Consider the following 25132-nt stretch of genomic DNA (forward strand, 5'->3'; position numbering starts at 1 on the left):
CGATTACATCGAGATGTTTTACAACCCAAAACGACGCCACAGTTTCAACAATCAGCTGTCACCGGTAGAGTTTGAAAAGCGTTACGCAGCGAGCCTGGAGAGTGTCTAGGAAACCCGGGGCGATTCAATGTATTGGTTTTCTTCATCTAGTTTGCCAATATGTAACTCGATGCGCCCCTTCAGTCGCCCACTAACTCTTTCAATACTTTCCAGTAGTCTTTTAAGGGCGCTTTCTGGAACCTGATCTGTAACAATAAAAATTAGGCGTGTTCGAGTTAGCTTGTTTTTATTTTTAAAATCAGCCCATTGTTGGCTATATTTTACAAGCGTGTTAAGTACGATAAGATGGAGGTTGAGTGTTTGGGCTGTTTTAATTTCGACTCCAATTGACTCCTCGCCCTTGGTTGCGATGAAATCAAAAGGCATGTCTCTAGAGTCAGGAGTTAAGCGATAGCCTAATTTGATATAATATTCACCAACCGCTTTCTCGCTTATATAACCTCTGGCAAGCGCAGAGTCTGGCTGGTATGAATTTATTATTTGTTCGCGATCTTCCTCGTTTATATTTATTTCACTAAGTTTTTCCGTGGCTTTGCTGATTATGTCTTTAATGGCTGAGGTAAGGCCCTTGATCTTTTCGTATTCAGTTTTTTTTATGCTCCGATTATGGGCAACTTTGTTTCGTAACTTGTATAGTAAAGCCCATTTTTTTTCTAGATCGATATCTTTTTCTTCAATGATAGATGAGAAGTATTTTTCCCAGTTTGATTTTGGGATATATTTTAATATTTTTTCTTTGTCTTCTTGGTTGAATTTAGTTGCTTGGAGAAGTCTGTCAAAATCATCCAGGCTTATATCTCTCTTTTTCTTGAATAAAACGTCGCTTAGTTGGATGAAATCAAGTTTTTGAAGGTCGTCAGTATACGGGGCTTCTTCTTCAAAATTTTCGATTTGTGAAAATAAATCAGGATGCATAGCGTCCTTTGACCATTTCATGCCCACGGTAATTAGCATGAAGCGGGCTATTAGCCTACGCATCAGATTTTCGATTTCATTGATGACTGGGTACGACCTCTCTGCATAGGAGCGGCCTACGTCATCCCAAAGAGTGTTAATCGTACACTGCTCTGGAGATATCCGCTGCACAATATCCCTTAGACGATCTAGTAGTTCAGAGAACTCATCAATATGATCTGTGTTTTCACATTCTAAAATAATCAAAAAAAAGCGTTCGTTGATTGATTTGACTTTATTGGTTTGAATTTCAAGGTTAGCACTTACTAGTTCTGAACTTTGCGAGGTTCTTTTGTAGCTAATTTTTTTTTGTGTAATGGATATAAGTGAGTCAATTTTCAAAAAATCACTGAACGACTTAGCAGTATTGCAAAATGTATCATCGCCAGAAATCAATATAAGTAGTTCTACTTTCAAGATTGGCACTCATTATTTGGGACGATTAATTGGCAGATAACTCTGTGTTGCTCTAATTGTAGATATTTATCAAACCTTCAGCGTGATGTCAAAGTAGTATTGGTGTCTAAGGCGGGCATGCGATCAAAAACTAACATTGGCTTGTAAAAAAATGGTACGTATTCAAAATTTATTGGCTTTCAGCCTTTATAGGTATAGGGCTTCATAAAAAACGGTCCAATCCATCATCTGAAAGCGAGAAGGCCTCAAGGAGTGCCGATGGGATTGAGCATCGGCACTGATTTAGAGACATTCTTAAGTCTCAGACGGCAGCTTGACCTGGCGATACTCAAGGGGGAGGTTCAATTTTCCCGTAAGGTATCTGAGATATGTCTCGTCCTCTGGACTCAGTGCAGTCCGACCAACCGCAACCAGCCTAACCGCTTTTTCTGGTAACTCATTCCAGTAGTACGCGTACTCGAGCAGTTGACCAATTGCCAAGCGCAAAACTCTGCGGGTGCAGAAATCTGATTTAACCTCAAAGAGGATTTTCTCCATCTTCGTTGTTACGGTGACATCTACAAAATTTTCTTCAAAGACGATGCTAGCCTCAGGGTATTCAATCTTCAGCTCTTCATGCAGGGCAGTCTGCATTATTCCATGCTCTGGCGAGCACTCTCGTCCGGAACTGCCACTCCTGAAATAGCCATCTTGAATGGGAGGGAGATTCTGTCCTTTCCGCGCCGGACGGCGTGTATTAACTGTTTCTGGCAGGGAGTCTTCGTGATTGAGCTCAATGAGCTGATACCGATTGTAGTGCTGCACGGGATCCCCAGCCTTGGCAAATGTGTTTGGCGGATACCACTCAACATCTTCTGGGCGAAAACGAACATTCAATACGTAAGGGGCCCATTCACCGTTCCCTAAGCCACTCCTGTCACCAGCTACGATGTCTATTTCCTCCAGCATGCGGTCATACCACCCTACGCGCTTGTAGTGATCCAAGGCCGCAATGCCCTGAGCTTCATCTAGGAACTCGATATGGCGAATGCGGGCCACATAGCGACGCCCATCGGGAGTAAGGGTGTAAAGCACTACATCACCTGCACGCTCACCACGGGCTAGCCGTGACTCCCAGCCCTTATTTACTCCTTGAAGAAAACCATATTGCCAGCCACCAATTTGCCATTCGAATCGAAAAAGCCATTCCTCATGGCCATAGCCGTGCCTTGAGAAAAAAGTATTGGATGCTTCGGCTGCGCTCCTGGTGGGGTACTGCCAATTGGAGCCATTTTGACAGAGGCGGGTGATATAACTCGTTACTGTCGTTGTTGCCGAACTGTGGCTAATTGAGTTGATATGGCCCGCTTCCACTTCAGCTCGGATAGTCGCGGCTTCTGACGCTAATCTATCGGGGAAACCGAAAAACTCTCTCCATACGAGGTCGCACCCTTTGCCCCCATTGGGAAGCCCCTGAAGACCCGCGTCTATGTGCGAGGGATCGAGATGGCTGAAGTTCGCAAGCCTCATTCCAATTGAATTTGGACTACGGAAATTTTGGGGCATAGGCCACCCCATTAGCTCCCCCATCCGTCTCAAGAAGTTGGACAGTTCTACAACATCGGAGTGATCTTCTGAAAGATTTTCTCCTGGGTGACGCATAAAAAGGTCAAGAGCTAGTATCAACTCGTTCCGCGACCACGTTTGGGGGCGGCGATTTTTGGTTTGTTTCGTTGGGGTACCTTCCATGATAGTGGCTCATTTGTTATCGGTGAGTAGATTGAACTGTGAATCGTCGCTGATTTTGGGGAGCAATGAATGACTGCTTTTGGCTGATAACTGACATTTAGGTGCGGTCTGCCCTTCCCAATCGAGCCAAGCCTTGTTTGATGTGGCCCGCGTTTTCACCGATCGTGTGAAGCGCCCCTCGAACATTCTCACCCACTTCTAAAGCCTTTTGCTGCTCAGCCCAAAGAGTCAGCTCCATCACAGCGGCTTCCAGGGCTGTTGATTTTGATAAAGCCGTTCCAGCACGTCCGTCAGTGAGTATTCGCTTGCCATGGTATGCAGCTCGTTTTGAGAGAAATCAAGCATAGCAGTGGCAACTCTCGGATTTGCGAAAGCCAGCGAAAAAGGGAGGCGGGGTAAGTGAGCGGGAGTAGCGCTGGTACGAAAGTGGTACAGGTGGGTGGCGAAGGTGCTCTAGTACCCGTTTTTTAAGGGCTGTAGGATTAGTCGTTCCAATCCATCACCGATAAAGCTGGTGATTTTGCGCCTGACTGGCAGCAATCGACCCTAAGCGGCCGGTCAGCGTCGATAGAAATTGGCCGGTTTCTTTCCGTTGTGACGTGCAGGAGCCGACCTCTAAGGGACATCCGGCTAAGAGCGAACTCGTGAATCAGCTTCCGATCCAGAGCATCGTCTGAACCGTAATATACGGATGACTTTCTAACGGCTCCCATTCATCCATGAAAATAAAACCTTGCTTGAGATAGAAGTTCGAGGCTCTCGCATTGTCGGGCGATACGTCGAGAAAAACGCGATCAAAGCCTTCCGCGGTAGCGCGAGCTTTCACAACTTCTACCAACTGAGTTGCTACTCCTGAGCCCCGGGCAGCAGGATCAACCCACATTCCTATCAAGTTAAAGCGATGTGCACTATTGACTGCGGCACCGATCATTCCGACAGGTCTACCTTTGTCGAGTGCCAGCCAAAATGCTGTTCCGGTTGATGAGGCTCTAACTTTCCACTGTTCATCAGTGTATGCGGCAGCAGTTTGATAACTGACACCAAATGCCGTTGGCGTGTCCAAAAGCGCGGCGAGTCGGACTTGCTTTAGTAGCATCCAATCCTCTGTTTCTGTCGATCGAATGTCCATGATCTTCCTTGATGAATCAGCGTCCCTCAACCTCTCACAAAAAAGATTAAGGGGCAACCAAGCTCGTGTCGCGTACGTCCGCTTCTGGCCGTTATCTGCCTGATGCCTAAGGCGGCTAGTCAGGGCGTAGGTATGGATCGAAAGGAGTCCAGTGGTACATAAGTGGTACGAGCTAAAGCTGGGTGAGCTGTAGGCCTTTGTTTTAAAGACTCTTTGGCTTAGTAGTTCCAATCCATCATCGGCGCAACCGAAAACCGGCGGGAAAGTGGCATTGATGCAATTTGTAGGGGCATTGAAGTATCTGGACGGGGAAGGCGAAGGGCGATCAGTTTATCAGGAACGGAGTGGCCTCGTTGAGGCCGGGTATCCGGGGCGTTCCCACATCAGTCGATGCGCCCCGGCAGCATCCCCGCCAGTACCTTGTCCTTATCAACAAAGTGATGCTTCAGCGCCACCATCACATGCCCTCCCACAAGAGCACCGCATAACCACGCGCTGTAGGTATGAATTGCCTTTGCCAGGTCATAGAGACTCTTATCCGCCTCCACCAGCGGCGGTAGTAGGAATAAGCCGGCAACCAGGATGGGTTTGTCCGCCACCGAACTCCAGTACCAGCCTGAAATCGGCAGTCCGACTAGCGCCACGATATACAGCAACAGGTGGCCAATGAGCGCAGCACGCTTGACCATCGGTGTCATGGTGTCGGGCATCGCCGGCGCTGCATGGGTCAGGCGCCAGGCGATGCGTAGGACGATAAGCAACAGCAGGGTGGTAGCCATCGCCTTGTGTAAAAAAGTGAGTTGATGCTGCGGGTTTAATTCATCGCGCCAGTGAACGGCCACGATTCCCACCAGCCAGGCAGCAATCCAGATGAGTGCCATGCTCCAGTGCAGCCACTTTGCCGTGGCTGTATAGCTTTTTGCCTGTGTCATCTGGATACGCGCCTCCCTTTTGAGTGGGCGCGATTATCGACAATTGGGCAGGGCTGAAAACCATAAAAACTTGATGATTCCCATCGACTTTCCTGATTCCAGCACGCCCGAGGTTGTTCCGTCACTCCTCTGGCCTGAGCCTTTAGCTTTCAGGATGCGCCTGCAGAAAACCAAGCAGATGTTCCACGAATGCCTGCGGTGCCTCCTCCATCACAAAATGCCCACAATCGGCGATGATCGCCCCGCGCAGGTCGGTTGCGTGCCCCTGGAGCGTCACCAGGGGGGCGTCGTTAGTGGCGTGTTCGGCGCCGATGGCCAGTACCGGCATTTCCAGCATGCGGGTAGCGCGCTCGGTGTTTTGCCGGATGGTTTCGGGAATTGCGCGGTAATAGTCGAACCCTGCGCGCAAGCCACCGGGTGTCGAATAGGCGCGAATGTAGACGTCGGACGCAACGGAGTCGCGGTGAAATGACCAGCGGTCGAACATAAAGTTGAGGTACGTTTCCTCCCGCCCGGTGGTGAGGGCTTCGGGCAGGTCCTGGATCTGGTTGAAGAGGAAGTGCCACAGGAAGATGTTTTGTTCCGGCGCAACAAAAATCGGCGGCGGTGGGGCCAGGCCGGGTATGACGGCTTCGGTTACGGTCAGTGTGCGCACGGCGTGTGGCTGGTCACTTGCCAGCGCATAGCCGATCCACATGCCGACATCGTGCCCGACCAGGTGATAGCGCGGGATGCCGAGCCCCAGCATCGTCCGATGGAGCACGTCGGCAATATTGCCGGTGTCGAAGCCCAGTGCAGGACGGTCTGAGTTGCCCAGGCCTGGCGGGTCGACGGCAATGGCCTGGAAGCCCTGAATTGCCAGGGCTTGCATGATATGCCGGAAGGCGTACCAGGTTTGTGGCCAGCCCGGGACCAGCAACACCGGTTGCCCGGCGCCGGCCATGACGCAGTGGATTTTCTTGCCGTCGATTCGCACGTATTGGTGTGTGAAATCGTCACTGGTATCGAGGGATAGGGCGGTGCGAGCGTTCATGGTCGTGCCTCGTGCTGAAGGCCGAGCATGGCCTGGATCTGCCGCTGATCGACCGGCGCACCGGCGAAGTCGTCAAAGGCCCGGTCGGTGACTTTAATGATATGTCGATTGATGAACTCGACGCCTTCGCGGGCTCCGTCCTCCTGGTTTTTCAAGCAGCACTCCCATTCCAGCGTGGCCCAGCCCGGATAGTCGTATTGGGCGAGTTTGGAGAAAATGCCTTTGAAATCCACCTGGCCATCACCCAGTGAGCGAAAACGCCCGGCACGGTTGGCCCAGTCGCTGTAGCCACCGTAGATACCTTGGCGGCCGGTGGCGTTGAACTCGGCGTCCTTGACATGAAACATGCGGATGAACGACTGGTAAATGTCGAGGTAGCTCAAGTAGTCCAGTTGTTGCAGCACGAAGTGGCTGGGGTCGAACAGGATCCGACAGCGCGGATGCTGGTCAACCCGTTCGTAGAAACGCTCGAAACTGGTGCCGTCGTGGAGGTCTTCGCTGGGGTGGATTTCGTAGCAGAGGTTGACGCCTTGCTCGTCGGCAAGGTCCAGCAGCGGTCGCCAGCGTCGGGCCAGCTCATCGAATGCAGCATCGATAAGACCTTCCGGGCGTTGCGGGAAGGGGAACAGATAGGGCCAGGCGAGGGAGCCGGAAAACGTGCCCAGGTCTTCAAGGCCCAGCCGTTGCGAGGCCGTGATGGTCCATTTCATGCGTTCGATCGCCCATTCGGTACGGGCCTGGGGTTTGCCCCGCAGCGGTGCTGGAATGGATGCGTCCCACAACGCGTCGTAGGCAGGATGCACCGCCACCAGTTGGCCAAAAATATGGCTGGTCAATTCACTGATCTGCAGGCCGTGGTCGCCGAGCATGCCCTTGATGTCATCGCAGTACGCCTGGCTTTGCGCGGCCAGTTCGATATTGAAGAGTCGGCTGTCCCAGGCCGGAATCTGCAGCGCCTTGAAGCCTTGCGCCTTGGCCCACTGAGCGATGTTCTCCAGGTTGTTGAAAGGCGGCTCGGCGGCACTGAATTGTGCCAGGTGCAAACTGGGTCCTTTAAGCGTACGCATCATGTGTTCCTATTGTTTGTCGATTGACAAAGAATAGGCCCGTCCATTCATTACCGTTAACTCGATATGGGTTAAAGTGATGAAATCACACCCACAGGTAAGCAATTAATGGCCGGACGTCCGCGCGAATTTGATAGGGAAGCGGCATTGCAGCGCGCCATGTTGTTGTTCTGGGAACAAGGGTACGAGGGCACCAGCATGTCGGCGCTGGTTGAGGCGCTGGGCATTGCCTCGGCGAGGATTTACGCCGCTTTTGGCAGCAAGCAGGCGCTGTTCCGTGAGGCGGTGGCGTTATATGAAAGCGGCGAGGGTGGTTTTGCCGACTATGCGCTGGCGCAGGCAGACCTGAAAAGCGCGATCAGGGGCATGCTGGACGATGCCATCAGCACTTACACGCAATCGGGTCGGCCCGGCGGCTGCCTGGTGGTGAGTGCCGCAAGCAGTACCAGCCCGGACGGCGCCGAAGTTCAGCAATGGCTGCGCGAGCACCGTCTGCAACGTACCCAGTCGATTATCGACAGGTTGCAGCGCGGGCAGGAAAGCGGCGAGCTTGGCGTGGTTGCCGACGTGCAGGCACTGGGGGACTTTTATGCGACCTTTTTGCACGGTATTTCCATCCAGGCGAGGGATGGCGTTACACCTGAGCGTCTTCGCCAGTCTGTCGAGGTGGCGCTGAGCCTGTTGCCAACACGACCGTCAAGTCCAGAACAGACGCCCGATCCCGCCGGAGCATGATATTCTGCGCGCCATCTTGGTCTATTCTCTCTCTGGTACGCACTCCCGAATGCGTACCGGCAGGGTAGCTGTCGCCGAGGTAGCTGAAGCCAATAATGATAAGAAGTCAGCGCAGAAGGGACATAAAAGTGAGGTCGATACGTCGGCCTTGTGTGCCCACCCTGCAGTACTTGCGAGTACGGGAACCCGCCAGACGTTGCCTGATGTTTGGCGCACCACGGTTGCCGGAAGGTCGAGGGCGGTAGGGCGGAAGGCGTTTTATCATAGGTGCTACGATGTTTAAAAAAGTGAACACTGCCCTGCTGGGTCTGGCTTTGTCGATGGGGATTACTTCCGTCCAGGCGGAAGAGGCAAAGAAAGTCGATGTGCTGCTGATCGGCGGCGGCATCATGAGTGCGACCCTGGGTGTATGGCTCAATGAGCTGCAGCCGGATTGGTCGATGGAGATGGTCGAGCGCCTGGATGGCGTCGCCGAAGAGAGCTCCAATGGTTGGAACAACGCCGGTACCGGTCACTCGGCCCTGGCTGAGCTGAACTACACCCCGGAAAACAAGGACGGCACCGTTGAGATCCCGAAAGCGGTCGAGATCAACGAAGCATTCCAGATCTCCCGCCAGTTCTGGTCGTGGCAGGTTCAGCAAGGCGTTCTGAAGAACCCGCGTTCGTTCATCAACTCCACTCCGCACATGAGCTTTGTGTGGGGCGATGACAACATCAAGTTCCTGAAAAAGCGTTACGAAGCGCTGCAGGCGAGCCCGCTGTTTGCTGGCATGGAATATTCCGAAGATCCGGTACAGATCAAAAAGTGGGTTCCGCTGATGATGGAAGGGCGTGACCCGAACCAGAAAATCGCCGCGACCTGGACACCAATCGGTACTGACGTGAACTTCGGCGAGATCACCCGCCAGTTCGTCGCTCACCTGCAGACCACACCCAAGTTCGACCTGAAACTGTCGAGCGAAGTGCAGGACATCACCAAGAACGCCGACGGTTCGTGGCGTGTCAGCTACAAAAACCTGAAAGACGGCAGCAAGACCGAGACCGACGCCAAGTTCGTATTCATCGGCGCGGGCGGCGGTGCCCTGCACTTGTTGCAGAAGTCGGGCATTCCTGAAGCCAAGGAATACGCAGGCTTCCCGGTGGGTGGCTCGTTCCTGGTGACCGAGAACCCAACGATTGCCGAACAGCACCTGGCCAAGGCCTACGGTAAAGCTTCGGTTGGCGCGCCACCGATGTCGGTACCGCACCTGGACACTCGCGTGCTGGATGGCAAGCGCGTGATCCTGTTTGGCCCATTCGCGACCTTCTCCACCAAGTTCCTCAAAGAAGGCTCGTACCTGGACCTGCTGACCAGCACCACCACCCACAACATCTGGCCAATGACCAAAGTCGGTATTCGTGAATACCCACTGGTCGAGTACCTCGCTGGCCAACTGATGCAGTCCGATGACGACCGCTTCAAGGCGCTGCAAGAGTACTTCCCGAACGCCAAGAAAGAAGACTGGCGCCTGTGGCAAGCCGGTCAGCGTGTGCAGATCATCAAGCGTGACGAAGAGCAGGGCGGCGTCCTGAAACTCGGTACCGAAGTGGTCAGCTCCGCCGACAACACCATCGCCGGCCTGTTGGGTGCATCGCCAGGTGCGTCCACGGCAGCGCCGATCATGCTGACCGTGCTGGAAAAAGTGTTCAAGGACAAGGTCGCTACCCCGGCCTGGCAGGAAAAGCTGAAGCAGATCGTGCCGAGCTATGGCACCAAGCTGAACGGCAGCCCTGAGCGGGTTGCGCAAGAATGGGCCTACACTGCCAAGGTTCTGCAACTGACGCCTCCGCCAGCCATTCCGCAAATGGCTGCCCCACAGGCGACCGAGGCTGCCAAGCCTGCGGCCGAGCCGAGCAAGCCGGCGGCTGACATCGCGCTGTAAGCGGTTGACGAGGTCCTGAAACAGGATTGAGTCGCCAGTTAAAAACCCGCTGAACCGGTAACGGTCAGCGGGTTTTTTGATTGTGGAGCTTTATTGGAGCGCAACTGGGCTGGCTTTAGCCGGGCTTTTTCGTTCCCAGCAGCCGCACTTCCTTGAGCAGTGCCGCCCCCAATTGTTCGGTACCTAGCTCCTTGTACCCAACCGCCTTGATCTCGCCGTTCTCTTCCGCCTGGATGATGATCACCGGCGTCTCCTTGCCTGTACCCGCTTCGACGTGCATGGCGTATTGGGGGATTTCCAGCTTGATGGGCGTGCCTGCCGCCTTGCCTTTCACATTGATCAGAAACGCCGCACAGCCATTGTCGACATCGTCGTTGGTGGCAGAACGGCCGCTGACGAAACAGGTCTCTGGAAGGTCCGGCCAGGCGATGGTTTCTGCCAGGGCGAGGGTGGGTGTCAGGAGCAGGGCAGCGAGCAGAAGCGTGCGCACGTTGGGCAGTCTCTAATAAGGGCGGTGGAACACAGGTTTTACCAAAGCAGGTCCGTTGCAGCAACGCCAAGGTATCCTGGCCAATCATCGCGCTTTTGCTCCCTGCGCGGCGACTGCCTGGCTCACCTGTTCAATGCTGACGGCCGTGGCGGGTTTGCGGATCAGGCCCTTGAGGTCCTGGACGCTATGGTAGGTGTCGCTGGTCTGAATAGGTAAAACCTTAGTCCGCCTTCATACCCTCGACACCCATCCGACAGCCCTAAAGCAATCCAACCTATGATCTGGCGATGTGCCTTACTGCACCACGCGATAGCACGGCACATACGCCGCGCCACCGGGCAGTTTCATCCGGTGTTGCTCCACAAACGCCTTCAACAGCTCATCCAGCGGCTTCATGATGCTCGGGTCGCCGTGGATCTCGTACGGGCCGTTCTGTTCGATCAGGCGGATGCCCTTGTCCTTGACGTTACCCGCCACAATCCCCGAGAACGCCCGACGCAGGTTGGCCGCCAGTTCATGGGGCGGCAGGGCATGGCTCAGTTGCAGGCTGGCCATGTTGGCGTGGGTCGGGTCGAACGGGCGCTGGAAGCCTTCGTCGATCTTCAGCAGCCAGTTGAAGTGGAAGGCATCGTTGCGCTCGCGGCGGAACTGTTTGACGGACTTGAGGCCCGCGGTCATCTGCCGGGCGACTTCGGCGGGGTCATCAATGATGATCTGGTAGTGGGCCTGGGCCGCCTCACCCAGGGTCGCGCCGACAAACGCATGCAACTGTTGCAGGTACGGCGCTGCCTGTTTTGGCCCGGTGAGGATGACCGGGAAGGGCACGTCACGGTTGTCCGGGTGCATGAGGATGCCCAGCAGGTACAGGAATTCTTCGGCCGTACCGGCGCCGCCCGGGAAGATAATGATGCCGTGGCCGACACGCACAAAGGCCTCCAGGCGTTTTTCGATATCCGGCAGGATCACCAGTTCGTTGACGATCGGGTTCGGCGCTTCGGCGGCGATGATGCCAGGCTCAGTGAGGCCCAGGTAGCGCCCGCCGGTGATGCGTTGCTTGGCGTGGGAAATAGTCGCGCCCTTCATCGGGCCTTTCATCACGCCAGGGCCGCAACCGGTGCACACATCGAGGCTGCGCAGGCCCAGTTCGTGCCCGACTTTCTTGGTGTATTTGTATTCTTCGGTATTGATCGAGTGCCCGCCCCAGCACACCACGATCTTCGGCTCGACACCGGGGCGCAGCGTACGCGCGTTGCGCAACAGGTGGAACACGTAGTCGGTGATGCCCTGGGAGGTGCTCAGGTCGATGCGTTGGCTATCGAGCTCGTTTTCGGTGTAGACGATGTCGCGCAGGGCGCTGAACAGCATTTCCCGGGTGCTGGCGATCATTTCGCCATCCACGAACGCGTCGGCGGGCGCGTTCAACAGTTCCAGGCGCACGCCGCGATCCTGTTGATGGATGCGTACTTCAAAGTCCTTGTAGGCGTCGAGGATGGTCTTGGCATTGTCGATATGGGCGCCGGTGTTGAGAATTGCCAGGGCGCACTGGCGAAACAGCGTATAGATGCTGCCGGAACCGGCTTCGCTCAGTTGCTGGACTTCACGTTGCGACAGCGTTTCGAGACTGCCCTTGGGGCTGACGGAGGCATTGATGACTTGGCGTTGAGGCATTCTTATTCCCTGAAAGCGCAGCCACCGGGCGCTGAACAGCCAGTGGCATGAGGATGACGAGCGCCGAATACGGTCGCACAGGACGGGCATTTTCCCTGCCCTACAGGCAGGACGCAAACTCCGCTCTGCCTCATCATGCCGCAGAATTTGCTGAATTCACGCCCTTGTCGGAAAAATATAGTGCCTTTGGCCAGTGTGGATTGGATTTTGCGAACAGAAGAATTGCGACTATCGTGACGCTTCGGTTTTTCGGACGTCATAGACCAGTACGATTGACGCCGTAATGGCCACCATTGGCCATCGGCACCTTGGAAGAGGCAGAAATTTTATGATCATCAAACCGCGGGTTCGTGGCTTTATCTGTGTGACCGCCCACCCTGTTGGCTGCGAAGCGAACGTCAAAGAGCAGATCGACTACGTGACCCAGCACGGTGCCATCGAAGGCGGCCCGAAGAAAGTCCTGGTGCTCGGTGCGTCCACCGGTTACGGCCTGGCTGCGCGTATCAGTGCCGCTTTTGGTTGTGGCGCCGACACCCTTGGTGTGTTTTTCGAAAAAGAAGGCGAAGAAGGCAAGCTCAGCTCTGCAGGCTGGTACAACAGCGCCGCTTTCCACAAGTTTGCCGCACAAAAAGGCCTGTACGCCAAGAGCATCAATGGCGATGCGTTCTCTGACGAGATCAAGCGCCTGACCATCGAAACCATCAAGAAAGACCTGGGCAAGATCGACCTGGTGGTCTACAGCCTGGCCGCGCCACGCCGTACCGACCCGCAGGGCGTGGTGCACAACTCCACCCTCAAGCCGATCGGCAAGGCCGTGACCCTGCGTGGGATCAACACCGACAAGGGCGTTGTGGTCGACACCACGCTAGAGCCGGCGACCCAGGAAGAAATCGACGGCACCGTCAAAGTGATGGGCGGCGAAGACTGGCAGCTGTGGATCGACGCCCTGCGTGACGCCGACGTGCTGGCCGAAGGCGCCAAGACCACCGCGTTCACCTACCTGGGCGAAAAGCTGACCCAGGATATCTATTGGAATGGCTCCATCGGCGAGGCCAAGAAAGACCTCGACAAGAAAGTCCTGACCCTGCGCGACAACCTCGCCGCACTCAAGGGCGATGCCCGTGTCTCGGTGCTCAAGGCCGTGGTTACCCAGGCCAGTTCGGCGATCCCGATCATGCCGCTGTACCTGTCGCTGCTGTTCAAGGTGATGAAAGAGCAGGGCACCCATGAAGGCTGCATCGAGCAGGTCTACGGCCTGTTCAAGGACAGCCTGTACGGCAGCGAGCCGAAGCTTGACGCCGATGGCCGCCTGCGTGCCGACCTGGCTGAGCTGGAACCGAAAGTCCAGGACGCCGTGGCGGCGCTGTGGAACCAGGTGACCGATGACAATGTCAACGAGATCAGCGATTTTGCCGGCTACAAGGCAGAGTTCCTGCGCCTGTTCGGTTTTGAGATTGATGGCGTGGATTACGACGCTGACGTCAATCCGACCGTGAAGATCGAAGGTCTGGTCCAGGCTTAACCCCTTGTAGGAGCCGTCCTACCTTTCCTTGCTTGCCCCTTCTTGACCTCGGTGTGCCAGACTGCGTCCGTTATCACACTCGGCTAACGGAGGATCTTCATGACGATTCGTGCAGTAGTTTTTGACTTTGGCGGTGTCCTGTTCGATTGGAGCCCGCAGCATCTGTACCGCAAACTGATTACCGGTGACGAGGAGCGCCAATGGTTCCTCGAGAACATCTGCACCCAGGCCTGGAATACCGAACAGGACGCTGGACGCACCCTGGCTGAAGGCACCCACAGCCTGATTGCCAAACACCCGCAACATGAGGCGCTGATCCGGGCCTACTACGACCGCTGGCATGAAATGCTGCGCGGCCCGCTCGCCGACGGCGTGGCGATACTCGAAGACTTGCATGAGGCCAAAGTGCCGCTGTTCGGCCTGACCAACTGGTCCGCAGAAACCTTCCCCTACGCCCGCGCCAACTATCCCTTCCTGAAACACTTTCGCAATATCGTGGTGTCCGGCGAGGTGAAGCTAATCAAGCCTGACCCGGCGATCTACCATGCCAGCCTCGACCAGGTGTGCGCCCATCTGCCGGATATCCAGCCCGAGGAGCTGGTGTTTATCGACGATGTGGCCGAAAACGCCCATGCCGCCAGCGCCCTGGGCTGGCACGGTATTCATCACGTATCACCCGCGCAGACCCGTCGTGAGCTACAGGCCCTGGGAGTGAGTTTCTAGCGCGCCCATTGTTCGATCGCAAAGTCGACGAAGGCCCGCAGCTTGGGCAGGCGATAGCGATCCTGTGCATATAAGAGGTGCATCGAGCGCGAGGGTGACTGATAGCCTGGCAGTAGCGCCACCAGCCGGCCGGCCTGCAGGTCGGCGCCAACCAGCGCGTCGGGCAGCATCACGATGCCCATGCCTTCCACGGCCGCACCCTGGGCACCATGGCCGCCAGCGACGGGCTATCGGTGCGCCTGCGTGGCCAAGCTCTTCACCCCAGGCCGCCCATGATTGTGCGGGGCATCGCTCGGTTACTGTGAAACGGGCCCGTTGAGCCACTCCTGGTTCATGGTCTGGCTATCCCCCAGGTAGTCCAGGAGCCAGGCCATGGCCGGTGACAGTTTGTCCTGGGCCCAGGCCACGCAGGACGGGCTGGCCGGGAAGGGCCGGGACAGTTCCAGGGCGGCCAGTTCGCCGCTGTCGATCAATGGCTGCACCAGGTGCGCCGGGACCATGCCCACGCACAGCCCGTCCTGCAGGCAATCCATGGCCGAGGCCCAGTTGGGGACCACCAGGCGTCGCTGGTTATCCAGGGTCCAGGTGTCGCGCTTGGGCAGGTTGCGTGAGGTGTCGGTCATGCACAGCGACGCAAAGGGCCGCAATTGATCGTCGCTGAGCAAACCCTCGACCTGTGCCAGCGGATGCCGGGCGCTGACCACGCACAGCCAGTTCAACAAGCCCATGTCGCGAAACGTGAAGTGGCTGGCCACCGGCACCGCGCTGGTGGCGCCGATCACAATATCGGTGCGCTCGTCTGCCAGGGCATCCCACACACCGTTGTACACCTCGTACTCCAGCAGCAGTTCCACTTCCGGGAACTGGCGATAGAAATCCAGCACCAGTTGCCGGCAGCGTTGCTGTTTGACGATGGAATCCACCGCCACTTTCAGCTGGCCGCTCCAGCCATTGGCCACTTGCTGGCACAGTCGGCGGGTTCCCAGCATGGTTTTCATCACGCCACGGGCCTCGTCGATAAACAGGCGGCCGGCGGGGGTCAGTTCCACATCCCGGTGGCGACGGATAAACAACGGCACCGCCAACCACTCCTCGATTTGCCGTACGGTGTAGCTGATGGCCGAGGGTACGCGGTGCAGTTCCTGGGCGGCGGCGCTAAAGCTGCCGTGACGGGCCACGGCATCCACCACGTCCAGGGAGTATTCGGACCACATGGGCATTGCCTTCAAAAATATTGATAAGAGTGTTCAATTATTATCGCTTCACAGCGCAACTGTCAGCCTCATAATAGGCGCCAGTCAGCAAATTGTTTGATGGCAGGACTAACAAGGCTTCAATGAAAAACTCTTTTGGTTTCACCTGGTACCTGGCGGGGCTGAGCATGCTCGGCTATCTGGCCATGGATATGTACTTGCCCGCGTTCGGCGCCATGGGCGAACACTTGCAGATTTCCCCCGGTGCGGTGGGGGCCAGTTTGAGCATCTTCCTCGCCGGTTTTGCCGTGGGGCAACTGCTCTGGGGCCCGCTGTCTGATCGCCTGGGACGCAAGCCGATCCTGTTGGCCGGCCTGAGCCTGTTCGTGCTCGGCTGCCTGGGGATGTTCTGGGTCGAGACCGCGCCGCAACTGCTGGCCTTGCGTTTTGTACAGTCGATTGGGGTGTGCAGCGCCGCAGTCAGTTGGCAGGCGCTGGTGATTGACCGGTACCCGGCTGACAAGGCGCACCGGGTGTTTGCCAGCATCATGCCGCTGATGTCCCTGTCACCGGCGCTGGCGCCGCTGTTGGGCGCGGTGGTATTGAATCACTGGGGCTGGCAGGCGATCTTCGCCGTGTTGCTGGGTATCTCGCTGTTGCTGCTATTACCGACCCTGTTTCTCAAATCCATGCCCAAACGCCTGGCCGCCGACGGCGAAAAAGCCCGGCTGAGCTACGGGCAACTGTTCAAGTCGCGGGTGTTCATCGGCAATGTGCTGATCTTCGCCGCGTGCTCCGCCAGCTTCTTCGCCTGGCTCACGGCCTCGCCGTTTATTCTCGGTGGCATGGGTTACAGCCCTAATGACATCGGCCTGAGCTATGTGCTGCCGACCCTGGCGTTTCTGGTGGGTGGCTACAGTTGCCGCAGCGCCTTGCAACGGTTCCAGGGCAAACTCTTGTTGCCCTGGTTGCTGGTGGCGTATTGCGTGAGCATGGTGGCGCTGTATTTGGTAGCGACCTTGACGGTGCCGACGCTGACCACCTTGCTGATTCCGTTCTGCTTGATGGCCCTGGTCAACGGCGCCAGCTACCCGATTGTAGTGGCGAATGCGCTGATGCCGTTTTCGGAAAACTCCGGCAAGGCTGCGGCACTGCAAAACACCCTGCAACTGGGCTTGTGCTTTGTCGCCAGCCTGCTGGTGTCGTCGTTGCTGGAGCAGCCATTGCTGGTCACGGTGATCGTGATGCTGGCGACCGCGCCGCTGGCGGTGTTGGGTTACTGGCTGGCGCGGCCCAAGTCGGACGAGTCGCAGTTGGCGGCAGCTTAAAACGTCACTTCCATATTCAGGGTTGGCGTTGAGGTGCGGCTGCCACGGCCGCCGTCCACGCCAAACTTGTTATGCCAGTATTCGTAGCCCACGCCCAGGTACAGGTTGGGCTTGACGCTTTTGCCCGGCCGGACGGCGACCATCAGTGCCGTGCGCATCAGCGTTTCTGCGGCGGTGTCGCGACTGTTGTAGTCGTGGCCCTTGTCGCCGACATGGTTGATGAACCCCTGGAACTTCGCGCCATGGTTGCCGAGCTCGAACGGGCGCATCCAGGTCAGGTTGAGCATGTAGGTGTCGTCGAAGGTGTGGTTCGGATCTTTCGCGCCTGGGATGCCGGAATGGTTGTTTTCCTTGTAGTACATCAGGCTCAGGTCCAGCACCCCGACCGTATTGAACTTCAGGGTCGGCCCGATCACCAGGGCGCGTTTTTTCGCCGACGCCAGGTTGTTGTTGCGGTTGGCGTCGAACCCCAGGGTCAGCGCGTAATCCTTGATCAGCCCGGTGCCCTGCGGCATGTCGAATACCCGTGATGCATACAACTGGTGCCGGTAGACCGCATACACCTCGCTGCCACCGTGATCGGTGCCCTTGCGCGGATCGCGGCTGTCGGACAGGAATACATCGAGATGTAGGAAGTTGCTGCCGTACTGGTAGCCGCTGGCGTGGGTGAAGCTGTAGATGCGCTTGCTGAAATCGTCAGGGTTGTTCGGATTGGTGAACTGTTGCCCGTAGCGAAATCCTACGCTGTTGTTCATCCATTCCACCGCGACAGCCTCCCCGCCGCCGAGGAGCGTGAGTAATACGGTTGCGCCGTGCAGTGCCTTTTTCATTGTTTTAGTTCCTTTGGCGTTTGGCTCATGGCAGCCGTGCAGGGGCCGCCGGGCGCAGTATCGACACAACCGCCGTGCTGCTCAAAGAACAGAATATCGACTGGGCTGCTGCCGAATCGGCAGCACTGAAGCTGGCCTGAAGGTCAGGAAATACGCGGTGTACAGGGTGATTCTTCGCGTTCGCGCAAAGCGATTTCCTCGCTGATCAGGTGGGCCATCGACTCCACCGCCGTAGGCAAATCCCGACCTTTGCGCGCATACAGCCCCAGGTCGCTGAACATCCCGCCCTGGTCGCTCAAGGGGATGTGTAGCAACTCACCCCTGGCCAAATCGGCCTCGATCCCGATCCGCGTCTGGAACGCCACCCCCAATTGCTGGCGCGCCAACTGCCGCGCCAGTTCCATGGAGTTGCTTTGCAGCAACGGCTTGTGCGCAGCCGGCGAACGTTTGTGCAGCGGGGCAATCAGGTGATGGATCGACAGCTCGCTGTTGGCCTGGATCACCCCGTGTTCAGCGCACAGGGTGTAGCTGACGCTGGCGTGTGAGGCCAGTGGATGTCCCGGTGCCACCAACGCACCCAGGCGGAAATGCCCGACACACAACTGTGTGGTTTCCGCACTGCGTGGCAGGGCAAAGGCCAGCCCCAGGTCTGCCTGGCCGTTGATCACCGCCGCCGGAATCGATTGTGAACCCTGCACGGTCACCCCGATGGTCACCGCCGGGTAGCGCTGGCGCATGCGCTTGAGCACGGCTGGCAGCAACTCCACTGTCGCGCCTTCCACCGTGGCGATTTCCACATGCCCGGTCTGCACCTGGTTCAGGCCTTCCAGTTCGCCGCGCACCCGTTCCACATCCTGCAACACCAGGGTGACATGGCGGGTCAGGATTTCCCCCGCAGCGGTCAGGCGCAACCCACCGGGCAAGCGTTCGAACAAGGCCGCGCCGACTTCGTCTTCAAGTTTGAGAATCTGCCGGTTCACCGCCGACGACGCCACGTTCAGCCGGCGCGCAGCTTCGCGGATCGAATGGCAGCGGCGGACCATATCGAAGTAGCAAATGGCCGCAGAGTGGATGCGCAGCGTGCGGTTGAGCATTTTTTTCAGATCCTTGTGGGCACGGCTTCAAGCCTTGGGGCAGGGCGGCTGAATGGATTTTTGTAACGTCGATGCCGGGTATCTTGTGGAAATGATTGTATACAACTCTATGGACATCCAATCTTTCTATTGCATACAGTGAGCGCACAACAAAAACAGAGATCCCCTCACCATGACTATCCCGAAGGCGTCACCGCAACGGCCAGAAGATGAGAATCTTGGCGTCGCTGCCAACATGGCTTACGGCCTGCAGCATGTACTGACCATGTACGGCGGTATCGTGGCCGTGCCGTTGATTGTCGGCCAGGCGGCCGGGTTATCCCCCGCCGATATTGGCCTGTTGATCGCCGCGTCGTTGTTTGCCGGTGGCCTGGCCACGCTGTTGCAAACCCTGGGCCTGCCGTTTTTTGGCTGTCAGTTGCCCTTGGTGCAAGGGGTGTCGTTTGCCGGTGTGGCGACCATGGTGGCGATTGTCGGCAGCGATGGCGCAGGCGGTGTGCCGGCGATCCTGGGGGCGGTGATGGCCGCGTCGCTGATCGGGCTGCTGATTACCCCGATATTCTCGCGAATTACCAAGTTCTTCCCGCCGCTGGTGACCGGGATCGTGATTACCACCATCGGCCTGACGCTGATGCCGGTCGCCGCCCGCTGGGCCATGGGCGGTAACAGCCGTGCCGCTGATTTTGGCAGCATGCCGAACATCGGCCTGGCGGCCATCACCCTGGTGCTGGTGCTGTTGCTGAGCAAAGTGGGCAGCGCCACCATCTCGCGCCTGTCGATCCTGCTGGCGATGGTGTTTGGCACATTGATCGCGGTGTTTTTGGGCATGGCGGACTTCTCTACCGTGACCCAGGGCCCGATGATCGGCTTCCCTACGCCGTTCCATTTCGGCATGCCGACCTTCCATGTGGCGGCGATCCTGTCCATGTGCATCGTGGTCATGGTGACCCTGGTGGAAACCTCGGCGGACATTCTGGCGGTGGGCGAGATCATCGACACCAAGGTTGACTCCAAGCGCCTGGGCAACGGCCTGCGTGCCGACATGCTGTCGAGCATGTTCGCGCCGATCTTCGGTTCGTTCACCCAAAGCGCCTTCGCCCAGAACGTCGGCCTGGTGGCGGTGACCGGGGTCAAGAGTCGTTATGTGGTGGCCACGGGCGGCCTGTTCCTGGTGATCCTTGGCCTGCTGCCCTTCATGGGCCGGGTGATTGCCGCAGTACCGACCTCGGTGCTGGGCGGCGCCGGGATCGTGTTGTTTGGCACCGTGGCGGCCAGTGGTATACGCACGCTGTCCAAGGTTGATTACCGTAACAACATGAACCTGATCATCGTCGCCACCTCCATCGGTTTCGGCATGATCCCCATCGCCGCGCCGAGCTTCTACGATCAGTTCCCCAGCTGGTTCGCGACCATCTTCCACTCGGGGATCAGTTCCTCGGCGATCATGGCGATCCTGCTGAACCTGGCGTTCAACCACTTCACTGCCGGCAACTCGGACCAGCAGTCGGTGTTCGTCGCCGGCACCGAGCGCAGCCTGTGCTTCCAGGATGTGGCGGCGCTGCGCGACGGGGATTATTTCAGCAAGGGCAAATTGTTTGATGCCGAGGGCAAGGAGATCCCGCTGGTGGATGCATCACTGCAGAAAGCGACGGTGGCGGGGCGGGCTGAAACGAGCGAGGTGTAGCCAAAACACCGCAAAAAACTGAATGTGGGAGCGGGCTTGCCCGCTCCTACATTTGATTGGTGGTGTTTAGAAGACCGTTGGTGAGCACACCTCATCCAAAAACTTCACCACCGTGCCCATGCACGGCTGGCGCTCCTCCACATGGGGCATATGGCTGGAGTCTTCAAACAGCGCTGCGCGTACGTCGGCGATTTCATCGAGGAACGCCTTGAATTCCAGCGGTGTGGCCTGGTCATGCCGCCCGGAAATTATCAGGGTTGGCACTTGGATCTGCGTCAGCCGGCCAATGCTGATCGGGCCGTGCAGGGCGTTGTAAACCGTAGGATCGGCCGCCATCTGGGCGAAGGTACGTGCCACTTCTTCGGGCCACGGGTTGATCCGGCACAAGGGTTGGTCATCGAAGCCGGCCGCCAGGTTGGCGGCGATCAAGGCGCGCAAGCCCCGGGGTTGGCGAAGCGCGTGTTCACTGCCGAGCCTGCCGCCCCAGGCATGCCCAAGGATTGCGTAATGGTCGCTGATGCGCAGATGGTCGAGCAGGTTGTCCAGCTCTTCGAGAAACAGCTCAACCGTCCAGAAGCCGGCGGGCTGGTGGGGCAGGTGGGTGGAGTGGCCGTTGCCCAGTTGGTCGTAGTGAATCACCGCATGCCCACTGGCGGCCACGTCCTTGAAGGCGTCCAGGTAGTCATGGGTGCCACCGGGGCCGCCGTGGAGGACGACCAGTGGGGTCTTGCCGCTGTCGAGATTGCCGGTCACGCGGTACCAGGTCTGGTAACCGCGAAAGGCGGCGTAGCCCTGGCGGATCTGTTCGATGAATTCCATTTCCGGCCCTGCCATCAAAAATTGGTGGGGTACACGATAGTTTGAACAAAACGTTTAAGTAACTGGCAAAACGGCTAGGTTTTCCAGGGGGATTGGTGTGAGTGCCCATTGGAGAAACCGGCTTGCCGGCGATAGCGTATTGGCCTGACGCGCCGCTATCGCCGGCAAGCCGGCGCCGACAGCGGGGTTATTGTTTTTGCGGGTCAAACTGCTTGTCGCGGATGAACAGCGCCGGGATCACCCCGCAGATGAAGTACGCCGCGCCCATCACCAAAAAGCCCACGCCAATCGAGCCGTGGGACGCCAGGAAGCCAATGGCCGCCGGCGCGACCGCCGCGCCGATCCTCCCGATGTTGTAGGCGCCGCCCACGGCTGAGCCGCGGAATTTCGCCTCGAAACTCTCGGTCATGTAGGTCGCGTTCACGCCGTAGGGAATGCCATACAGGAAGCCGAAGACAATCAGCAGCCAAAGGATATTCTCCGGGCTCTGGTACAGCACGATCACCGGCAGGAACACCGCCGTCCCCAATGCGCCGAAGGCAAACACCACGCGCCGCCCCAGGCGATCGGCCGCGAGGCCGGCGAGGATCTTGCCGAAAATCATTGCCGCGTAGGTGCCGACCATGTAGCTGGTCATCGACTTGAAGTTCATCCCCAACTCGCCTTCGAGGTAGGACGGCATCCAGTTGTTGACCCCGTAGTAGCCAAACTGCAGGAAGCCTGCGGTCAGCGCCCAGAGTAGGAACATGCGGCTGGCCTTGGGATCACTGAAAATCAGCTTGAACATGCCATCGGGCTTTTTCGCCGAGACGCGCTGGGTGCCTTCGGCTTTTTCCCGCGCGCGTTCGGCCTGGGCGTTGAGCCAGGCCTGGGGCTCCGGCACCAGGCGTTGCATCAGCACGGCGAGGATCACCGGGATGATCGCCACGTAGAACAGCCAGCGCCAGCCGTGGTCCGGCAGGATCCAGCCGGCCAACAAGGTAGCGACGATGTAGCCCACCGACCAGCCGGCCTGCAAGGTGCCAAGCACGGTGGTGCGATAGCGGGTCGGCACGTATTCGGCCATCAGGGTGTTGCAGGCGACATACAGCGCGCCCAGGCCGAGGGAGGCGAAGAAACGGGTGGCCGCAAACTGCCAGTAGCTGTGGGTCAGGCCAAGGATCGCGGTGCCCACCGAGAACAGCACGATGCTCCACACCACGGTCTTGACCCGGCCAAAGCGGTCACAGGCCCAGCCGCCGTAAATCCCGCCGACCGCCATCCCGGCCAGGGTGAAACTGCCCAGGCTGCCGGCCTCGACACTGGTCAGGCCGAACTCGGCTTTCAGGCTGCTGAGACTGTAGGACAGCAGCATCAAATCTGCGCCATCGATCAAGAGGCCGAGGAAGCAGAAAATGAAAACAATGATCCACAGGTTGTTTTTTGCGGGCGACAACGCACCCGCCGATGCGGCGACTTCCATAGCGATACCTTGTTGTAGTTGTAGGGCACGGTTTATGGGGGCTTGTAGGAGCCGGCTTGCCGGCTCCCACCGTAGAGGCGGGGTTAGTGCTGGGCCTCGCGAATCATGTTGCGTGCAATCACCAACTGCTGGATCTGGGTCGTACCCTCATACAGCCGGAACAGCCGTACATCGCGATAGAACCGTTCGATCGCATACTCGCTCACATAACCTGCGCCACCATGGATCTGCACACAGCGGTCTGCCACCCGGCCGCACATTTCGGTGGCGAACATCTTCGCGCAGGAGGCTTCGGTGCCGATGTTCAGGCCGTCGTCACGCTTGCGCGCCGCGTCCAGCACCATGCAGCGGGCCGCATAGATTTCAGCCTTGCTGTCGGCGAGCATCGCCTGGATCAACTGGAACTCGGCAATCGGCTGGCCGAATTGCTTGCGGTCGATGGCGTAGTGCAGGGCATCGTCGAGCATGCGCTCGGCGGCGCCGACGCTGACCGCTGCGATATGCAGGCGGCCCTTGTCGAGCACCTTCATCGCGGTCTTGAACCCTACGCCTTCGACGCCGCCGATCAGTTGCCCGACGGGGACCCGCACATTGTCGAAAATCACGTCGCTGGTATGGGCGCCTTTCTGGCCCATCTTGTGGTCGCGCTTGCCCAGGGACACACCCGGCGTATCGCGCTCGACGATAAACGCGCTGATCCCGCCCGAGCCCTTGATATCCGGGTTGGTGCGGGCCATCACCGTGAAAATCCCGGCATGGGGCGCATTGGTGATAAAGCGCTTGGTGCCATTGATCAGGTAATGCTCGCCATCGCGCACGGCGGTGGTCTTCAGCGAGGCGGCGTCGGAGCCTGCGTCCGGTTCGGTCAGGCAGAACGAACTGAGCAACTCGCCACTGGCCAGCTTGGGCAGGTAGTGCTGTTTCTGCGCCTCGGTGCCGTCCAGCAGAATGCCGATGGAGCCGATGCCATTATTGGTGCCGAAGTAGGAACGGAATGCCGGCGAGGTGCGCCCCAGCTCGAAGGCGATGCAGACTTCTTCTTCCATGGTCACACCCAGGCCGCCATAGGCTTCGGGCAGGGTCAGGCCGAACAGGCCCATGTCCTGGAATTGCTGGACGATGTCCGCCGGGATCTCATCGGCCTCGGCGATTTCGTTTTCCCGTGGGATCAGCGCTTCATTGACGAACTGGCGAATGGAGTCCAGCAGCAGATGCAGCGTTTGCGGGTCTCGGATCATGTGCATTCCTCGGCGGCCCGTTCGGCGGGCCTGTTGTTTGATCTGCCGAGGCCGTGCACCGATCTGTCTAGCGGGCGGCGGCCTCGATGTTGTTGACCATGTGCTTGAGACGCGGCCCGATGTCGTCTTCGAGTTTTTCCCGGGAAAGGTGGAAACTCGGCCCGCCACAGTTGAACGTCAACAGCCCATGTTGTGCGTGCAGCATGGGCACGGCGATGGCGTTGACATCGCGGTGCCACTCCCCGATCGACATGCAATAGCCGAAGTCGGTGTAGTCCCTGAACGCGCGCTCCAGCCCTTTGCGAATCGTCGGCCAATCCTCCAGATGGCGCTGGCGGATATGGTCGAGCATGAACTCACGCTCGTTTTCCGGCATCGCCGCCAGGCAAGCTCGGCCCGCCGAACTCAAGTGCAGCGGCAGGCGCGTACCGACCTGGCGGCGCATGGTCATGTTCGCTTCGCCCTGGACCACGTCCAGGTACACCATGTCCAGGCGGTCCCGGGTGGCCATTGCGACGGCGGCCTGGGCGTACTTGGCCATGGTTTCCATCAGCGGGTGGGCCACGGCCCGCACCGACAGGTTGGAAAGCATCGCGTAACCAAACGCCATCACCCCCACATCCAACTGGTACCGGCCCGACTGCGGCAGGTGCTTGAGGTAACCCAAGCGGGTCAGGGTGTGCGTCATGCGGGTAATCGTCGGCTTGGGCAGGCCGGTCTTGCGCGCCAGTTCCTGGTTACCCAACACGCTTTCGCTGGGGGTAAAGCAGCGCAGCAGTTCCAGGCCACGGGCCAGGGCCGTGATGAACTGGCGGTCCTTGTCTTCCTCCTCCTCGCTATTCATCGGATCCACCCGCAGATGTTCGAACCCGTTGCTGCCTGCAGGTGCCTCTGGTGTGCGGCGCATGGTAGTCCCTCTTTTTTTATAAAATCAACAAAACAAAATTGTATTCCGCAGTGCGAAACTAAGCAACTGATTGGTTTTCTCCGTGCGTTCCTAATTAACCTTCAATAAACAATGAGTTAACCGAGATTTCATTGGGCGTTGCGGTTTTTGCATTTACACCCGCCGGGTCGATACCTATGATCATGGCTAAATACGGA

The 25132-nt window shown here is 57.9% G+C and carries 22 protein-coding genes and 3 pseudogenes; 7 read left to right on the forward strand and 18 right to left on the reverse strand.

Going from position 1 to position 25132, the window contains the following annotated elements:
* Positions 1-109, forward strand: a 109-nt coding sequence (locus HBO12_RS23820; RefSeq protein WP_138762977.1) for an IS3 family transposase, incomplete at its 5' end; no start/stop codon positions are given.
* On the opposite strand, the gene HBO12_RS23825 is transcribed toward HBO12_RS23820, so the two are convergent.
* From HBO12_RS23825 to HBO12_RS23850, 7 genes and pseudogenes are all read right to left on the reverse strand, one after another.
* Complete coding sequence (locus HBO12_RS23825; RefSeq protein WP_170043393.1) at positions 106-1431, reverse strand: HEPN domain-containing protein; 1326 nt, start codon at positions 1429-1431, stop codon at positions 106-108. The genes HBO12_RS23820 and HBO12_RS23825 overlap by 4 nt on opposite strands.
* Positions 1432-1725: 294 nt before the next feature.
* Positions 1726-3159, reverse strand: coding sequence for a hypothetical protein (locus HBO12_RS23830; protein ID WP_170043394.1), 1434 nt, complete (start codon positions 3157-3159; stop codon positions 1726-1728).
* 97 nt (positions 3160-3256) lie between these two features.
* Positions 3257-3471, reverse strand: a pseudogene (locus HBO12_RS28485) (hypothetical protein).
* A gap of 337 nt (positions 3472-3808) precedes the next feature.
* A complete protein-coding gene (locus HBO12_RS23835; protein ID WP_170043395.1) occupies positions 3809-4288 on the reverse strand; it encodes a GNAT family N-acetyltransferase in 480 nt (159 codons plus the stop codon).
* A 383-nt stretch (positions 4289-4671) separates the two neighbouring features.
* Complete coding sequence (locus tag HBO12_RS23840) at positions 4672-5220, reverse strand: cytochrome b (RefSeq protein WP_170043396.1); 549 nt, start codon at positions 5218-5220, stop codon at positions 4672-4674.
* A 142-nt stretch (positions 5221-5362) separates the two neighbouring features.
* A complete protein-coding gene (locus HBO12_RS23845) occupies positions 5363-6253 on the reverse strand; it encodes an alpha/beta fold hydrolase (RefSeq protein WP_170043397.1) in 891 nt (296 codons plus the stop codon).
* Positions 6250-7320 (reverse strand): sugar phosphate isomerase/epimerase family protein, encoded by a 1071-nt coding sequence (locus HBO12_RS23850; RefSeq protein WP_169954158.1) that lies wholly within the window; start codon positions 7318-7320, stop codon positions 6250-6252. The genes HBO12_RS23845 and HBO12_RS23850 overlap by 4 nt, the downstream gene beginning before the upstream one ends.
* A gap of 108 nt (positions 7321-7428) precedes the next feature.
* Between HBO12_RS23850 and HBO12_RS23855 the strand changes: the two genes are divergently transcribed.
* Positions 7429-8055 (forward strand): TetR/AcrR family transcriptional regulator, encoded by a 627-nt coding sequence (locus HBO12_RS23855; RefSeq protein WP_170043398.1) that lies wholly within the window; start codon positions 7429-7431, stop codon positions 8053-8055.
* Positions 8056-8330: 275 nt separating this feature from the next.
* Positions 8331-9977, forward strand: a complete 1647-nt coding sequence (gene mqo / locus HBO12_RS23860; protein WP_169954289.1) for a malate dehydrogenase (quinone) — start codon at positions 8331-8333, stop codon at positions 9975-9977.
* Between the two features lie 115 nt (positions 9978-10092).
* On the opposite strand, the gene HBO12_RS23865 is transcribed toward mqo, so the two are convergent.
* The 3 genes and pseudogenes from HBO12_RS23865 to ppnN form a co-directional block, all read right to left on the reverse strand.
* A complete protein-coding gene (locus tag HBO12_RS23865) occupies positions 10093-10467 on the reverse strand; it encodes a hypothetical protein (RefSeq protein ID WP_170043399.1) in 375 nt (124 codons plus the stop codon).
* 84 nt (positions 10468-10551) lie between these two features.
* Positions 10552-10653 (reverse strand): annotated as a pseudogene (locus HBO12_RS28490) (AbrB/MazE/SpoVT family DNA-binding domain-containing protein); the annotation flags it as partial.
* Between the two features lie 108 nt (positions 10654-10761).
* Positions 10762-12135, reverse strand: a complete 1374-nt coding sequence (gene ppnN, locus HBO12_RS23870) for a nucleotide 5'-monophosphate nucleosidase PpnN (RefSeq protein WP_169954154.1) — start codon at positions 12133-12135, stop codon at positions 10762-10764.
* A 328-nt stretch (positions 12136-12463) separates the two neighbouring features.
* Here ppnN and fabV point away from each other — a divergent pair, with 328 nt between their 5' ends.
* Both fabV and HBO12_RS23880 read left to right on the forward strand, forming a co-directional pair.
* Positions 12464-13657 (forward strand): enoyl-ACP reductase FabV, encoded by a 1194-nt coding sequence (gene fabV, locus HBO12_RS23875; protein WP_169954153.1) that lies wholly within the window; start codon positions 12464-12466, stop codon positions 13655-13657.
* A gap of 99 nt (positions 13658-13756) precedes the next feature.
* Positions 13757-14380, forward strand: coding sequence for an HAD family hydrolase (locus HBO12_RS23880; RefSeq protein ID WP_170043400.1), 624 nt, complete (start codon positions 13757-13759; stop codon positions 14378-14380).
* Here the strand turns inward: HBO12_RS23880 and HBO12_RS23885 are convergent.
* Both HBO12_RS23885 and punR read right to left on the reverse strand, forming a co-directional pair.
* Positions 14377-14577, reverse strand: a pseudogene (locus HBO12_RS23885) (LysR substrate-binding domain-containing protein); the annotation flags it as partial. The gene HBO12_RS23880 and the pseudogene HBO12_RS23885 sit on opposite strands and share 4 nt — an antisense overlap.
* Before the next feature lie 99 nt (positions 14578-14676).
* Entirely contained in the window at positions 14677-15594 is a 918-nt protein-coding gene (gene punR / locus HBO12_RS23890) for a DNA-binding transcriptional activator PunR (RefSeq protein ID WP_169953328.1), read from the reverse strand.
* Positions 15595-15716: 122 nt separating this feature from the next.
* Here punR and punC point away from each other — a divergent pair, with 122 nt between their 5' ends.
* Positions 15717-16901 carry a purine nucleoside transporter PunC gene (punC, locus tag HBO12_RS23895; protein WP_170043401.1) on the forward strand — a complete coding sequence of 395 codons (1185 nt, stop codon included), beginning with the start codon at positions 15717-15719 and terminating at the stop codon, positions 16899-16901.
* Here punC and HBO12_RS23900 read toward each other — a convergent pair.
* Both HBO12_RS23900 and HBO12_RS23905 read right to left on the reverse strand, forming a co-directional pair.
* Positions 16898-17731 carry a nucleoside-binding protein gene (locus HBO12_RS23900; RefSeq protein WP_170043402.1) on the reverse strand — a complete coding sequence of 278 codons (834 nt, stop codon included), beginning with the start codon at positions 17729-17731 and terminating at the stop codon, positions 16898-16900. The genes punC and HBO12_RS23900 overlap by 4 nt on opposite strands.
* 143 nt (positions 17732-17874) lie before the next feature.
* Positions 17875-18825 (reverse strand): LysR family transcriptional regulator, encoded by a 951-nt coding sequence (locus HBO12_RS23905; protein ID WP_076961310.1) that lies wholly within the window; start codon positions 18823-18825, stop codon positions 17875-17877.
* A gap of 172 nt (positions 18826-18997) precedes the next feature.
* Between HBO12_RS23905 and HBO12_RS23910 the strand changes: the two genes are divergently transcribed.
* Entirely contained in the window at positions 18998-20509 is a 1512-nt protein-coding gene (locus tag HBO12_RS23910) for a nucleobase:cation symporter-2 family protein (protein ID WP_169953331.1), read from the forward strand.
* Positions 20510-20575: 66 nt separating this feature from the next.
* Here HBO12_RS23910 and HBO12_RS23915 read toward each other — a convergent pair whose 3' ends face one another.
* The 4 genes from HBO12_RS23915 to HBO12_RS23930 form a co-directional block, all read right to left on the reverse strand.
* The gene (locus HBO12_RS23915) at positions 20576-21328 is read right to left on the reverse strand and encodes an alpha/beta fold hydrolase (RefSeq protein WP_169953333.1); all 753 of its coding nucleotides are present in this window, start codon (positions 21326-21328) and stop codon (positions 20576-20578) included.
* A 187-nt stretch (positions 21329-21515) separates the two neighbouring features.
* Positions 21516-22790 (reverse strand): MFS transporter, encoded by a 1275-nt coding sequence (locus HBO12_RS23920; RefSeq protein WP_170043403.1) that lies wholly within the window; start codon positions 22788-22790, stop codon positions 21516-21518.
* Between the two features lie 83 nt (positions 22791-22873).
* Positions 22874-24028 (reverse strand): acyl-CoA dehydrogenase family protein, encoded by a 1155-nt coding sequence (locus HBO12_RS23925; protein WP_170043404.1) that lies wholly within the window; start codon positions 24026-24028, stop codon positions 22874-22876.
* Positions 24029-24095: 67 nt separating this feature from the next.
* Positions 24096-24935 carry an IclR family transcriptional regulator gene (locus HBO12_RS23930; protein WP_169953341.1) on the reverse strand — a complete coding sequence of 280 codons (840 nt, stop codon included), beginning with the start codon at positions 24933-24935 and terminating at the stop codon, positions 24096-24098.
* Positions 24936-25132 lie beyond the last annotated feature (197 nt).

It is taken from the genome of Pseudomonas sp. WS 5059 (assembly GCF_012985525.1).
Taxonomy (GTDB): domain Bacteria; phylum Pseudomonadota; class Gammaproteobacteria; order Pseudomonadales; family Pseudomonadaceae; genus Aquipseudomonas.

Coding starts and splice junctions, on each gene's coding strand:
- HBO12_RS23900 (WP_170043402.1), bottom strand. CDS start 17,731: ATGAAAAAGGCACTGCACGGCGCAACCGTATTACTCACGCTCCTCGGC.
- HBO12_RS23915 (WP_169953333.1), bottom strand. CDS start 21,328: ATGGAATTCATCGAACAGATCCGCCAGGGCTACGCCGCCTTTCGCGGT.
- mqo (WP_169954289.1), top strand. CDS start 8,331: ATGTTTAAAAAAGTGAACACTGCCCTGCTGGGTCTGGCTTTGTCGATG.
- punC (WP_170043401.1), top strand. CDS start 15,717: ATGAAAAACTCTTTTGGTTTCACCTGGTACCTGGCGGGGCTGAGCATG.
- HBO12_RS23925 (WP_170043404.1), bottom strand. CDS start 24,028: ATGATCCGAGACCCGCAAACGCTGCATCTGCTGCTGGACTCCATTCGC.
- HBO12_RS23830 (WP_170043394.1), bottom strand. CDS start 3,159: ATGGAAGGTACCCCAACGAAACAAACCAAAAATCGCCGCCCCCAAACG.
- HBO12_RS23905 (WP_076961310.1), bottom strand. CDS start 18,825: ATGCTCAACCGCACGCTGCGCATCCACTCTGCGGCCATTTGCTACTTC.
- HBO12_RS23920 (WP_170043403.1), bottom strand. CDS start 22,790: ATGGAAGTCGCCGCATCGGCGGGTGCGTTGTCGCCCGCAAAAAACAAC.
- HBO12_RS23850 (WP_169954158.1), bottom strand. CDS start 7,320: ATGCGTACGCTTAAAGGACCCAGTTTGCACCTGGCACAATTCAGTGCC.
- HBO12_RS23880 (WP_170043400.1), top strand. CDS start 13,757: ATGACGATTCGTGCAGTAGTTTTTGACTTTGGCGGTGTCCTGTTCGAT.
- HBO12_RS23930 (WP_169953341.1), bottom strand. CDS start 24,935: ATGCGCCGCACACCAGAGGCACCTGCAGGCAGCAACGGGTTCGAACAT.
- HBO12_RS23835 (WP_170043395.1), bottom strand. CDS start 4,288: ATGGACATTCGATCGACAGAAACAGAGGATTGGATGCTACTAAAGCAA.
- HBO12_RS23855 (WP_170043398.1), top strand. CDS start 7,429: ATGGCCGGACGTCCGCGCGAATTTGATAGGGAAGCGGCATTGCAGCGC.
- HBO12_RS23910 (WP_169953331.1), top strand. CDS start 18,998: ATGACTATCCCGAAGGCGTCACCGCAACGGCCAGAAGATGAGAATCTT.
- punR (WP_169953328.1), bottom strand. CDS start 15,594: ATGTGGTCCGAATACTCCCTGGACGTGGTGGATGCCGTGGCCCGTCAC.
- ppnN (WP_169954154.1), bottom strand. CDS start 12,135: ATGCCTCAACGCCAAGTCATCAATGCCTCCGTCAGCCCCAAGGGCAGT.
- HBO12_RS23845 (WP_170043397.1), bottom strand. CDS start 6,253: ATGAACGCTCGCACCGCCCTATCCCTCGATACCAGTGACGATTTCACA.
- fabV (WP_169954153.1), top strand. CDS start 12,464: ATGATCATCAAACCGCGGGTTCGTGGCTTTATCTGTGTGACCGCCCAC.
- HBO12_RS23840 (WP_170043396.1), bottom strand. CDS start 5,220: ATGACACAGGCAAAAAGCTATACAGCCACGGCAAAGTGGCTGCACTGG.